This is a genomic window from Bacillus sp. hwrm1 (genome assembly GCF_040207805.1).
Taxonomy (GTDB): domain Bacteria; phylum Bacillota; class Bacilli; order Bacillales; family Bacillaceae; genus Bacillus; species Bacillus velezensis.
In genome coordinates, this window is the sequence record NZ_CP157943.1 from 752,817 (window position 1) to 765,631 (window position 12,815).

Here is a 12,815-nt window from a genome sequence, read left to right on the forward strand (position 1 = left end):
ACGTGATGGTGCGGTTTTTTTTCAATATCTGAACAGTTATAATAAAAACGGAGCGTGATAATATGACAGAAGCCACTTCCTATACAATAGAAGAAGTTGCGGGCCTTTTGAAGGTCTCCAAACTGACAGTATATGATTTGATAAAAAAAGGACTCATTCCGGCGTACAGGGTCGGAAGACAGATGAGAGTCGATGAAGAGGACTTAAAACAATATAAAGCAAACATGAGAATGTCAAAAAAGCCATCCGCAGCAGAAGCGCCTGACCCGTCCCGCGGGCGGGAGCCGGAAAAAAGGCAGTCCGTTATCATCAGCGGGCAGGATGTGTCGATGGACCTCCTCAGCAAACAGCTGGAACAAACAATACAGGCGGCTCCGCTCCGCAAGTACAGCGGCAGTTTGAACAGCCTGATCGAGATGTACCGCGGAGCTTGTGACATCGTCAGTCTGCATTTGTACGATGGGGAGACGGGGCAGTATAACATCCCGTATGTGAAGCGCATTCTTTCAGGGGAGCCGTTTGCGCTTTTTCATGTCGTGCTGCGGCAAGCCGGATTATATGTGAAAAAGGGCAATCCGCTGAACATTCAGGGCTTTCAGGATTTGAGCCGAAAGGATGTCCGCATCGTCAATCGCGAAAAAGGATCAGGCGCGAGGGTGCTGCTGGATGAACAGCTCAGATCTTTCGGCATTACGCCGTCTGATGTCGCCGGCTATCATGACATTGTCACGGATCATCTGTCAGCGGCTTCACAAGTATCAAGCGGAAAGGCGGATATCGGAGTCGGGTCGCAGCATGCGGCGCATATGGCGGGCACGGACTTTATCCCGGTGATCAGTGAGCAGTACGATGTGGTCGTCTTAAAACAAAACCGGGAGCTTGTTCAAAGCGTGCAGGACATTCTTAATTCTGAGGAATTCAAGTCCCAGCTTTCTCAATTATCCGGATATGATACGAAAATGACCGGACGGCTCATATATGAAACATGAAAAATCCCTCCATATAACGGAGGGATTTTTTTATTGCTTATAAAACCGCAGCAGGTCGCCGTTTAATATTTTATCGGAAAGCATCAGCTCTTGTTCCGCTTTTTCTTTCTCATCGCTGCACGCGCTCATGTCAGAAAGCGGTTCACCCGTTTTACGGCTGTAACACGTATTTTTCGTATAAATATGATCATCCGTGATAAAGCTGCCGTTTCTCAGCACCGCAAACGGCGTCCGCTCTCCGGAAAACAGATCATTGCCGAACTGAATGCTGCCTTTCGTTTCAATGCCGAGCAGGTGAAGCAGCGTCGGTCTTACATCAACCTGTCCCGCGGCCGAAGCAATCGTTTCCGGCGCACGGTCGGTCACCCCGGGAATATGAATGATAAACGGCACGCGCTGAAGCTGAACCGTATCAAACGGAGTGATTTCCTCTTTCCCTAAGAATTCGGCAAGTCCTTGATTATGGGCTTCGGATATACCGTAATGATCTCCCATCAGGACGATCATCGCGTTGTCATACAGTCCTTCTTTTTTCAGCTTCTTGAAAAAGTGTTTCAGGGCCTCATCTTCATAGCGGACCGTCGTCACATAGCGGTTTAATAACTCGCTGCTTGTGTCCGGTTCCTCAATGAGCTGATCCTGTTTATCAATTTCAAAAGGAAAATGGTTGGTCAAAGTCAGCAGGCTCGCGTAAAACGGCTGCGGAAGCTTCTTTAATTTTTCCGCTGACTGTTCGAGAAATTCCTTATCCTTCAGGCCCCAGCCTGTTGAATTTTCCTGTGTCACCTTAAATTCATCCGCGTCGAAAAAACGGTCGATTCCGAATGCCCCGTACATCTCATCCCGGTTCCAAAAGGCTTTATGATTGGCATGCAGAACGGCTGAATAGTATTGACGGTCTTTTAACATATGGTACATCGTATTGAACCGGTGGCCGCTTTTTGTAAAAAAAACGGCGCCGCTTGAAGACGGATACAGCGAATTCGCAGTAATGAATTCTGAATCTGAGGTTTTTCCCTGTTCAGTCTGCTGATAAAAATGAGTGAAGTCATAACTTTTTTTCCGCAGTTTATTTAAAAACGGGGTAATCTCCCGCCCGTTGACCCGCTCATCCATTACAAAACGCTGTGTTGATTCGAGCGTAACAAAAATCACATTGCGCCCCTTCGCCAGCCCGAACTTTGATTCGGACGGCCTGCTGTAGTCGGCTTGAGTGTAATTCGCGACCGCCGCAAGGCTGTCTTCGTCGGCAAACGCTTTAGCCCCTGCATTCAGCGTCTGCGAAATGGTGTCATACAAATGAAAGTGGAACAGGCCGATTCCTTTTACGAGCGCTTCACGATCAAAAGGGTGCTTGAACAGCTTCGGCTGCTCAGCCTCAGACAGCGCAAGGTTGCACAGCATGAGGCCGGCTGATGCCCACGCATACGCTTTAACGGTACGGGTGCTGGCTTTTCCTTTACCAGCTTTATGCCTTTTACCAAGATAAAACAAAACCGCAATATCCAAAAATAAAGCGATATAAAGCGGGTGAAACAGCTCTTGGACGCTGCTTCCCATATCGCCCATATTGCTCGCCTGAAACAAAACCGGTATGGTGATAAAATCAATATAAAACCCGTAAAACACCGTATTCGCGATTAAAATCCCCGTCAGCATCACATTCGCCGAAAGCAGAAAGATCCGCTGTTTTTTTTCCGTCAGCAGCAGGGCGATGCCGAACAGCGGCACAATGAAGCTCAGCGGATTAATGAGAAGCAGACATTCCTCAAGAACCGAATTGTTCTGCAGATCAAAACCGAGCTTATAAACGGCATAGGTTTTCATCCACATGAACAGGATGGACAGGCATAAAAACCGATGATTGCTGAAAAAGGTTTTCTTCATATGTATGACTCCTCACCCTAAAAGCGAAAGATGCTTTTTGTTTAAGAGATGCGGCCGTGAACCAGTTCGTATAAATAATAGCAGGATACAATCGTTAAGCCGGCCAGCACAAGCTGCTCCGAAAAGCTCCCCGTTCTCATATAAAGGGGAAGACGGAAGCGGATGGCGGACGGAAACAGCAGTTTAATGCCGTTGACGGTCCATGCGTCAAGCACAAGATGGCTCGCCATTCCGATCATCAGTCCGGCGGAAATGCTCGGATTCGGAATATAAGTTGCCGTAATGAAAAACATAATAAGCATAAACAGCAGGCTGTGTGTAAACGTTCTGTGGCCGAACACCGTGCTTACGATTTTGGACAGAACGGGCAGCGTTCTGCCGATTTTGCTTTTCGTATGGCATATGTCGGGAATCAGCGCCCCGAGGGCACCCGCTGAGGTCATAAGGACCGGATCATACCCGTAATAATACGCAATTGCGGAACAAGAAGCGATGCCTCCCATGATGTGTGTTTTTCCTGTCATTTTTCGCTTCTCCTTTTTATTTTTGCCAAAATCCCCTGAATTACAAATATATCAAGAGAATGCATGTTTGATCAACAAACTTTACCTGTTCCGCCAAAAGGAAGGAGACGCGGATTCCGCATATTCTGCCGCGGAAAAAGACACATTATAGGTGTACCTATATTTGATAAAGAGGTGATACAGATGGCTTTCTTTAACAAAGAAAAAGGAAAAAACAGCGATAAAAACAAAAACGTCATTCAAGGCGCGCTTGAAGACGCCGGTGCAGCTCTGAAAGACGATCCGCTTCAAGAAGCTGTTCAAAAGAAAAAAAACAACCGCTGACCATATAAGACGGGTAGGGCGAACGCTCTATCCGTTTTCATCTAATTTTTCCCTTTGACAGATCTTTTTATCTCTGATAACCTCTGAGTAGAATTGAATGATAAAAATCCTCACTCTTTCTCGGTGAGGTAGAGGTTGCGCTTGATGATGAGTCGCACATGCCAGGCTGATAGGGGCCGCAAAACATGTGTTAAAGGCATCAGCGCCGAAGTGTAAAGAAAGCCGATCCTTCTTTATGCTGGGACTGTATCTGAATAAGTGCAGGACTGCCGCGTGCTTTTTCGCGGAGGGCTATCCGGAGATCAAGGGTGTGTGTGTTTCTTTAAGCATGGACTTTTGTTCAGGCTTTTTTTGCGTGTAAATATGATCTCGGGGTCTGGTCCGTACGAATGAACAACCAGGAGGTACAGGAATGGAACAGACGAAAAAATGGGGTTTTTGGTTATTAACGGCGTTTGTCGTAGGAAATATGGTAGGCTCGGGCATCTTTTCGCTTCCGAGTTCGCTCGCAAAAATCGCGAGCCCGTTCGGCGCCACATCGGCATGGCTTTTAACGGGAGCCGGTGTGTTAATGATCGCGCTGGTCTTCGGCCACTTATCCATCCGCAAGCCTGAGCTGACGGCGGGGCCGCAAAGCTATGCGCGTGCGCTGTTCAGCGATCGGAAAAAAGGGAATGCAGCGGGCTTCACGATGGTGTGGGGCTACTGGGTGGCGAGCTGGATCAGCAACGTGGCGATCATCACGAGCCTTGCCGGATATTTAACATCATTTTTCCCGATTTTAACGGATAAGCGTGAAATGTTTTCGATCGGCGGTCAGGCGGTTACGCTCGGCCAGCTGCTGACGTTTGCCGTATGTACGGTTTTATTATGGGGCACTCACACGATTCTCGTCACCAGCATTAACGGTGCGAGTAAATTAAATTTCGTCACGACGTTTTCAAAAGTATTAGGATTTATCTTCTTTATCATTGCAGGTTTATTTGTGTTTCAAACGTCGTTTTTCGATCATTTTTATTTTCCGGTTCAAACAGGTCCTCACACAGTTGAGGGAATCGGCGGGCAGATCCACAATGCGGCGATTTCAACATTATGGGCGTTCGTCGGAATTGAATCGGCAGTCATCTTATCCGGGCGCGCCCGTTCGCAGCGCGACGTGAAACGCGCCACCATTACCGGATTATTGATCGCGCTTGGCATCTATATCATCGTAACATTGATTACGATGGGCGTGCTTCCGCATGGTAAGCTTGTCGGCTCGGAAAAACCGTTTGTTGACGTATTGTACGCGATCGTCGGCAATGCGGGAAGCGTCATCATGGCGATTCTGGCGATTTTGTGTCTGTTCGGAACGATGCTCGGCTGGATTCTTCTCGGCTCTGAAGTTCCGTATCAAGCGGCGAAATCAGGAGACTTTCCCGCTGCTTTTGCAAAAACGAATAAACAGGGCAGCCCGGTTGTGTCGTTAATCGTAACGAACGTGATGTCACAGATCTTTATCTTTTCAGTTATTTCCCGGACGATCAGTGACGCGTTTACGTTTTTAACGACGGCGGCGACGCTCGCTTATCTGATTCCGTATCTCGTGTCAGCGTTTTACAGCCTGAAGCTCATTTTTACGGGTGAAACGTATGACGAGATAAAGGGTTCAAGAGTAAGAGACGGTATCATCGCCATCCTTGCCTGCATTTATTCTTTTTATGTCATTATTACCGGAACGGCCGATTTAACGACCTTTATTCTCGGTATCGGGCTGTTCTTCGTCGGTTTGCTGTTATATCCTTTCGTCTCAAAGAAATTTGCAAACAACAGACAATCGGTATGACAAAAAGACATCTCACGTCTGTGAGATGTCTTTTTTATTTGCGGCAGCGGGTTACGTTTTGACGGCGTGTATATAATGAATGGTCTCGAATGCGGTTAAATGGTCAGTGCGTCCGCTGAAAAAACGGTCAGTGTAAAGCGTAATAAAAAGCCGCTGTGACAGCGGCTTCGGGGTTACTTCGTTAAGCTTTTTGTGATGTAGTCGAGCTGGCCTTCAAGTGAGATCGGGTCTGAGAAATAGAAGCCGATCGGATCAATGCGGTAGACATGGTTTTGTTTGACGGCATCGAGGTTCTTCCAGATTGAGCTGTCAAGCACGCCTTTGTCGTCACCGCCGGCCTGCCATGGCCCCATAAAGATGTAGTCTCCCGCGAAGTCAGGCAGTTTCTCGAGTGAAATGCTGGCGTAGCCCGGCCCTTGATTAATGGCTTTTTCCTGCGTCAGTTTTGTGGCCTTCAGCCCGAGTTTGTCATAAATGATGCTTCCGCCGCGGCCGAAGTCTTTACCGAATACATAGATGTCTTTTCCGTTTGTCTGCATGATGGAGATGGTTTTTGAGCCGACCGCTTTTTGAACCTTTGTTTTAGCGGCAGCGGTTTTCTTATCCCATTCAGCCAGCCATTTGTCTGCTTTATCTTCAGTGCCTGTCATTTTCGCAAACTCTTTGAATTGATCAATGTTGCTGAGCTTGTCATATTTAATAGCGATGGTCGGCGCAATTTTTTCCAGTTTTTCAATATCGGCGCCTTGTGTCGTCCAGACCACGATTAAATCCGGCTTTAAGTCAATGATTTTTTCAACGGACGTGCCGTCGCCGATGTTTGTCACTCCTTTTGTTTTCCCTTTGTAATAAGGGTTTTTAAATACGTTTTGCGGCGCGCCGACAACATTGATGCCGAGCTGTTTAAAGTCGCCGTAGTAGCCGTCAGCCATGACGACGACCCGTTTCGGGTGCTTCGGAATTTTAATATTGCCGTTTTCGGCTTTATACGTGATGGTTTCTTCTTTTTCAGAAGAACCTTTCGTGTCTGAAGAATTGCCGCATGCGGCCAAAGCGGCGATGAGCAGCATGGCAATCAGCGTTGCGCCGATTTTCTTGTATGTATGGAACATCTGACATTCCTTCTTTCATGAAAATTAGTGATAAAGAGAATCATTATCAGTGTGATTATATCACTGCTTTCATAGAGAAGCACGCTCTTTTTTAAGAAAAACTTTCTTTTTTTATATGAAATTAGGTCTATTAAAAGAGAAGATAAAAGTGCTATACTGAAACAAGTCATTGATAATCATTATCATTACCATTCTTGTTTTGAGAAAGGAAGAACGAGTGTTGGGTCTATTGAAAAAGAAACAGACAATGACGGCTCAAGGGGCATCAGGGAGTGAAATCCAGTGGACGGCGCGTTCATTCCGGGCGGCTGTGCTGCTGTGTGCCGGTATTGCGGTTTTATTGATCGGCGCGGCTCTGTCTGTTTCCATCGGAGCTGCCGATATTCATCTGCGGACGGTGTGGGATGCTCTCTTTCACTTTCAGCCGCAAAATACATCTCATCAAATCATACGCGATCTGAGGCTGCCGAGAACTGCCGCCGCCGCGCTCGTCGGGGCTTTTTTAGCTGTGTCCGGGGCGATTATGCAGGGGCTGACGCGGAACCCGCTTGCTGAGCCTTCAATTATGGGCGTGACGTCGGGGTCAGGATTTGCGATCGCATTGGCATTTGCTTTTTTTCCGGGTCTGTCTGCGGCGGGACTTGTTTTGTGGTCCTTCGCGGGAGCGGGAATCGGAGCGCTTATTGTGTTTGGCATCGGCCTGTTTTCAAAAGGCGGTCTGACACCGGTGAAGCTCGCGCTGGCCGGTACGGCAGTCGGCTATTTCTTAACGGGGCTTTCAAGCGCGATTGCGATCCGTTTTGATGTCGCCCAGGATGTGAAGTTCTGGTACGCCGGAGGAGTCGCTTCCGTGAAATGGGAAGGCGTGCAGCTGCTTTTGGCGGTCGGGGTTATCGGACTTTTGCTGGCATTTCTGATTGCGCGCTCAGTGACGGTGCTGAGCTTGGGTGAGGAGCTGGCCAAAGGGCTCGGGCAGTACACATCGCTTGTAAAAGTAATCGGAATGTTTGTCGTTGTCCTCTTGACGGGGGCTTCAGTCTCAGTCGCCGGAGCCATTTCTTTTATCGGCTTGGTGATTCCGCATATCACCCGATTTTTAGTCGGGGTAGATTACAGGTGGATCATTCCCTGTTCGGCGGTATTCGGCGCCGTTCTGTTAGTCTTCAGTGATATTGCCGCAAGACTCGTCAATGCGCCGTTTGAAACACCGGTCGGCGCTTTAACCGCCCTTATCGGCGTTCCCTTTTTCTTTTATTTGGCGCGCAGGGAAAGGAGAGGGCTGTAATGAATGTAAAATCGAAAAAACCGCTGGCGGTCATGGCCGTTACGTTTTTGCTCATATGCATCGTCTTTTTTATCAGCTTAAACATGGGTGTGATCCGGATTGCGCCTCTTGATACGCTACGTGTCTTTTTCGGACAGGGGGATGCCCGGGATCAGCTCGTTTTATTTGAATTCAGACTGCCGCGCATGGTGCTGTCATTGCTGGTCGGCGCCGGAATCGCGGTTTCAGGCGCGATTTTTCAAAGCGTGTCTCAAAATGACTTGGCGGAGCCGGGCATTCTCGGTATTAACGCCGGGGCGTCTTTGGCGGTCGTTCTGTTTATCTTCTTTTTTCAAGGATCAGCTGTTGATTTAAGTATGGCCGGTACATGGCTGCTTCCGGTGAGCGCTTTGGCGGGGGCTTTTCTGGCTGCGCTGCTCATCTATGTGCTGGCTTGGAAAAAAGGCGTTTCACCTGTCCGGCTCGTTTTGGTCGGGATCGGCGTCAATGCGGGGTTTAATGCGCTTCTCTTGATTTTTCAGCTGAAAATGGACCCGCGGGATTTCATGCAGGCGCTTGTATGGATTTCCGGTTCGATTTGGAACGCCAATTGGAAAATGGTGCTGTCTATTTTGCCGTGGCTGCTGGTTCTTTTACCGTTCAGCCTCTATAAAGCCAGGTATTTAAATGTGCTTCAGCTCGGTGATCAGCTGGCGGCGGGGCTTGGCACCCGGGTTGAAAAGGAGCGGCGCGTTCTGCTGATGTGCGCCGTTGCCCTGACCGCGTCATGTGTTGCGGCAGCCGGCGGAATCGCTTTTCTCGGACTCATTGCGCCGCATTTGGCCAGAAGGCTTACCGGGCCGCGCCACCAGACGCTTATCCCGGTTTCGGCTTTAATCGGCGCATTTTTATTTCTGCTTGCCGATACGCTGGCGAGAAATGTGCTTGCGCCGTCCGAAGTTCCCGTCGGCCTGGTGATTTCCGTGCTCGGAGCGCCGTATTTTGTATATTTGCTGATGAAAACGAAATAGAGGAAGGAGACTGCCGCGATGAACTCATTATCGGCGGAACAGCTTACTGTCGGTTATGGCGACCGTTTGATAGCGAAAGAATTGGATATCGCCATCCCGAAAGGAAAAATTACAACGCTGATCGGTCCGAACGGCTGCGGAAAATCGACGGTTCTCAAAACGATGTCAAGAATCATGAAACCGAAATCCGGCGCCGTCTATTTAAACGGACAGGCGATCATGCAAAAATCCACGAAAGACATCGCCAAGGAAATGGCAATTCTTCCGCAGACGCCTGAAGCGCCGAGCGGGCTGACGGTGTACGAACTTGTTTCTTACGGCAGGTTTCCGCATCAGTCCGGAATGGGCCGTTTGAGTGATAAAGACCGTGACATGATCAAATGGGCGCTGGAAGAGACGGGGATGGCCGAATTTTACGACCGGCCGATCGAAGCGCTTTCCGGGGGGCAGCGGCAGCGTGTGTGGATCGCCATGGCGCTCGCTCAAGAAACGGAGCTGCTGCTTCTTGATGAACCGACCACTTATTTAGATCTCGCCCATCAGCTTGAAATTTTGCAGCTGCTGGACAAATTAAACAAGGAGCAGGGCCGTACCATTTTAATGGTCATTCATGATCTGAACCATGCCGCCCGTTTTTCCCATTACATGATCGCCCTGAAAAAAGGGCGCGTCATCAAGGAAGGAACGGCGGAGGAAGTCATGACTCCCGGCATATTGGAAGACGTTTTCCAAATTGACGCACAGATTGTAAAAGATCCGCGCACGAACAAACCGGTCTGCTTAACCTACGATTTAATCCGGCATGAAAACGCAACGGTATGATGAAAAAAAACGCAGAGCCATTCGGGACTGACCCCATAATATGAGACAAACAAAAAACACCTTCAAGTTTGAAAACGGATCGTTGTTATCCGAAATTAGACTTGGAGGTGTTTTTCTATGAGGGCAAGAGTGAGTTATCCGGTTGAAGTCAAACAGAAGGCTGTAGAAATGAGATTGGCGGGCGTGCCTGTGAAGGAGATCATGCAGGAATTGAATATAAAGAATAAGACGCAGGTGCAGACATGGGTCAGGTGGTATAAAGCTGGGGACACACATCGATTCGAACAACCTGTCGGAAAGCAATATTCTTATGGAAAAGGTCCAGAGTATTCTTCCGAATTAGAGAAACTGCAGGCAGAAAATCGTTATCTGAGACAACAGAATGAAGTGTTAAAAAAGTACAACGAATTGGAAAGGAAGCTGATAGCGAAACGCCAGTCGAGCTTGTAGAAGCATTGCGCAGCACAATGACCATAAAGGATATCTGTATTCATTTAGGTATCTCACGAGCATCTTATTATCGTTGGAAGAAGAATCTGATGAAAGATAACCCTAAATACCATTTAGAAAAACAAATCGGCACGTTGTGCCGAGAACACAAGTATCGATATGGCTATCGGAAAATCACAGCCATATTAAAAAAGGGAATGCGTATGAATCATAAAACGGTTCAGCGCATTATGCAGAAGAATCAGTGGCAATGCCGGGTTAAGGTGAAAAAGCGTAAGAAGAATGGGCAGCCATATGCCGTGGCCGAGAATATATTGGATCGGAACTTTCAGTCTGATCGCCCTCTGGAAAAGCTAGTAACGGATATCACATATTTGCCTTATGGGCAGAAACAATTGTATCTTTCCAGTATATTGGATTTATACAATGGAGAAGTGATTGCTTTTACGATTGGCGATAGACAGGACACAGACTTTGTCTTACACACACTTGATCAGCTGCCCGCACTGCCAGAGAACTGTGTGTTACATAGTGACCAAGGTTCTGTTTATACATCTTATGAGTATCAGAAAGCTGTTAAAACAAAAGGCATTACCATGAGCATGTCCCGCAAAGGGACGCCCGCTGATAATGCCTCCATCGAATCGTTTCATTCCTCACTAAAGTCTGAAACGTTCTACCTCGACAGGTTGGAAAGCACTACGACGACCATCGTAGAACAAACTGTCGAAACCTATATACACTATTATAACAACATTCGTATTCAAACGAAACTAAACAACCAGCCGCCGGTCACATACCGACAGCTGGCTGCTTAAAGGTGTTTTGATCCCTGTCTCAAAAACGGGGGTCAGTCCCATTCCGGCCTGCGTTTTTTTATTGCGCCCGGGGCTGCTTTTCTCCGGAGACGCATTTATCCAAAACGAAAAAAACCCCCGCCACAATCAGCTCCTCCGTCGTTGACAGCCAAATCTTTTCAATCAGTTTATCCGTCGTATACGCGGTCATCCAGAGGAACAGCAGCTGAACGGTGCTGGCTAAAAGGAGAAAAGGCAGCCTGCCCGTCCCAAAAAAGGTAAAGCTATGTATCATCAGCCGCTCAAGCGGTTCAAAACATAAACCGAGAAAAATAAAAAGTACGGAAAAAAGCAGGACGTACGCCATCGATCCGTAGCTCGTCCCGGCTAATGAAAATACGGCCATCATCACGATAAAATACCCGAATAATACGGCAGCGGCTGCCAGGGCATACCGGAGCACCTGAAGAATAAACATTTTCGTCCCGTTTTGATTGATCATCTGTTCAGCTCCTTTTCACACAGAGGAGACTTGCAGAGACGGAACTCTGCAAGCCGGTGTGTATCTTCTTCAGCATTTCTTTTTGACGACAGGGTGTTTCTCTTTCGAAAGAATATCCGTAAAGTCTTTGCCCAGATCCAGATGCTGCTGGACAAATTTCTCAGGAAGCATGGCAAGCCATTGGTTCAGGGACACATCGGCATAGTGGTCATCCTTGAAGATTTCCAGGAAGACGAGCGGCTCATCTCCCAAATTCTCCACATAGTGGCCCATTGCGAACGGAACGTAACCGACATCCCCGGCCTGATAGTTAAATGTTCTTGCATGGCCGTCTGATGCAAAAACCGTCATCCGCCCTTTACCGGAAATATAATACTGCCATTCATGCGTGTTCGGATGCCAGTGCAGCTCTCTCATTGCGCCCGGTTCGACCACGACAAGCGCTGAAGCGATCGTTTTGGACACTTTGAAGTTTGTGGAATCCGCGATATATACTTTGCCGCCATCCGTCTCAGCAGTCGGGCCTTCATCCAGCAGGCGGTAAGTGAACGGATAAGGCACTTCACCGTTCGGGCCTTCCACAATGTCATCTTTCAGCTTCCCGGGAACCGGCTCTTCAAAGATATATTTTTCTTTCCCGGGCAGGCCGGCGAGGTCTTTTTCTGAAACCCCGAAGTTGCTGGCGATGACATCAAGCGGTGTGTGGGCAAGCCAGTCAGTCACTTGGAATGTGCTGTTTTCTGAGAAAGAACCGTCATCAAAAACCAAGAGGAATTCACAGCCTTCTTTCAGCGCCTGAATGGAGTGCGGCAGGCCTGACGGGAAGTACCACAGATCTCCTTCCTTCACGTCATCGATAAAACTGCGTCCCTGTTCATCAACAATCGTGACCCGCGCTTTGCCCGTCAGCATATATGCCCATTCCGCTTCTTTATGCCAGTGCAGCTCACGGATGGCGCCCGGTTTTAAACGCATGTTGACAGATGCCAGATTTTCAGAGATCGGCAGCTCGCGAACGGTCACCTCACGCGCGTATCCGCCCTTTTCCAGCCGGTTGTGCACATCTGAGAAAGAGAATTTCATATTATTCACTGTGCCGTGATCCGTTTCCGGCGGCGTCAGCATATCCGGATTTTGGCGGTCTCTTTCAAGGTTGCGCGGAATCGTGACGGTCGCCCCTTTGTCTCCTCTGATCGGCTGCGGGATATTGCAGTTGTTTTCTTTTGACATGTAAATCGTCTCCTCTCAAGCTTTGTTTTTTCAGAAAGAGAATGTGAAAGGCCTTTCG

The 12,815-nt window shown here is 48.3% G+C and carries 12 protein-coding genes and 1 riboswitch; of the genes, 7 read left to right on the forward strand and 5 right to left on the reverse strand.

Annotation, left to right across the window (positions count from 1 at the left end):
• Positions 1-62 precede the first annotated feature (62 nt).
• The gene (locus ABK447_RS03860) at positions 63-989 is read left to right on the forward strand and encodes a substrate-binding domain-containing protein (protein ID WP_043020702.1); all 927 of its coding nucleotides are present in this window, start codon (positions 63-65) and stop codon (positions 987-989) included.
• Positions 990-1,019: 30 nt separating this feature from the next.
• Here the strand turns inward: ABK447_RS03860 and ABK447_RS03865 are convergent, their stop codons facing one another.
• Both ABK447_RS03865 and ABK447_RS03870 read right to left on the reverse strand, forming a co-directional pair.
• Positions 1,020-2,876, reverse strand: a complete 1,857-nt coding sequence (locus ABK447_RS03865; protein WP_012118427.1) for an LTA synthase family protein — start codon at positions 2,874-2,876, stop codon at positions 1,020-1,022.
• Between the two features lie 41 nt (positions 2,877-2,917).
• The gene (locus ABK447_RS03870; protein ID WP_003151759.1) at positions 2,918-3,400 is read right to left on the reverse strand and encodes a metal-dependent hydrolase; all 483 of its coding nucleotides are present in this window, start codon (positions 3,398-3,400) and stop codon (positions 2,918-2,920) included.
• 183 nt (positions 3,401-3,583) lie between these two features.
• Here ABK447_RS03870 and sspJ point away from each other — a divergent pair, with 183 nt between their 5' ends.
• On the forward strand, positions 3,584-3,724 hold the full coding sequence (gene sspJ / locus ABK447_RS03875) for a small acid-soluble spore protein SspJ (RefSeq protein ID WP_007410034.1): 141 nt from the start codon (positions 3,584-3,586) through the stop codon (positions 3,722-3,724).
• 121 nt (positions 3,725-3,845) lie between these two features.
• A riboswitch (Lysine riboswitch) is annotated at positions 3,846-4,026 on the forward strand.
• Between the two features lie 110 nt (positions 4,027-4,136).
• Positions 4,137-5,549 (forward strand): amino acid permease, encoded by a 1,413-nt coding sequence (locus ABK447_RS03880; protein WP_007613722.1) that lies wholly within the window; start codon positions 4,137-4,139, stop codon positions 5,547-5,549.
• A gap of 173 nt (positions 5,550-5,722) precedes the next feature.
• On the opposite strand, the gene ABK447_RS03885 is transcribed toward ABK447_RS03880, so the two are convergent.
• A complete protein-coding gene (locus tag ABK447_RS03885) occupies positions 5,723-6,661 on the reverse strand; it encodes an iron-hydroxamate ABC transporter substrate-binding protein (RefSeq protein WP_061890818.1) in 939 nt (312 codons plus the stop codon).
• A gap of 247 nt (positions 6,662-6,908) precedes the next feature.
• On the opposite strand from ABK447_RS03885, the gene ABK447_RS03890 reads away from it, so the two are divergent.
• The 4 genes from ABK447_RS03890 to ABK447_RS03905 all read left to right on the forward strand — a co-directional run bounded on the left by ABK447_RS03890 (position 6,909) and on the right by ABK447_RS03905 (position 11,046).
• Positions 6,909-7,946 (forward strand): iron ABC transporter permease, encoded by a 1,038-nt coding sequence (locus ABK447_RS03890; protein WP_029973587.1) that lies wholly within the window; start codon positions 6,909-6,911, stop codon positions 7,944-7,946.
• On the forward strand, positions 7,946-8,956 hold the full coding sequence (locus ABK447_RS03895) for an iron ABC transporter permease (protein WP_020956329.1): 1,011 nt from the start codon (positions 7,946-7,948) through the stop codon (positions 8,954-8,956). Before ABK447_RS03890 ends, ABK447_RS03895 begins: the two co-directional genes overlap by 1 nt.
• 18 nt (positions 8,957-8,974) lie before the next feature.
• Positions 8,975-9,778 carry an ABC transporter ATP-binding protein gene (locus ABK447_RS03900; protein WP_007613715.1) on the forward strand — a complete coding sequence of 268 codons (804 nt, stop codon included), beginning with the start codon at positions 8,975-8,977 and terminating at the stop codon, positions 9,776-9,778.
• A 117-nt stretch (positions 9,779-9,895) separates the two neighbouring features.
• A protein-coding gene (locus ABK447_RS03905; protein WP_094031235.1) for an IS3 family transposase occupies positions 9,896-11,046 on the forward strand; the annotation gives its coding sequence in 2 pieces (ribosomal slippage) (positions 9,896-10,169 and positions 10,169-11,046; 1,152 coding nt in all).
• 58 nt (positions 11,047-11,104) lie between these two features.
• On the opposite strand, the gene ABK447_RS03910 is transcribed toward ABK447_RS03905, so the two are convergent.
• Together ABK447_RS03910 and ABK447_RS03915 are read right to left on the reverse strand one after the other, a co-directional pair.
• A complete protein-coding gene (locus ABK447_RS03910; RefSeq protein WP_012118421.1) occupies positions 11,105-11,527 on the reverse strand; it encodes a regulatory YrvL family protein in 423 nt (140 codons plus the stop codon).
• A 69-nt stretch (positions 11,528-11,596) separates the two neighbouring features.
• Complete coding sequence (locus ABK447_RS03915; protein ID WP_069007335.1) at positions 11,597-12,757, reverse strand: oxalate decarboxylase family bicupin; 1,161 nt, start codon at positions 12,755-12,757, stop codon at positions 11,597-11,599.
• Positions 12,758-12,815: the final 58 nt, after the last annotated feature.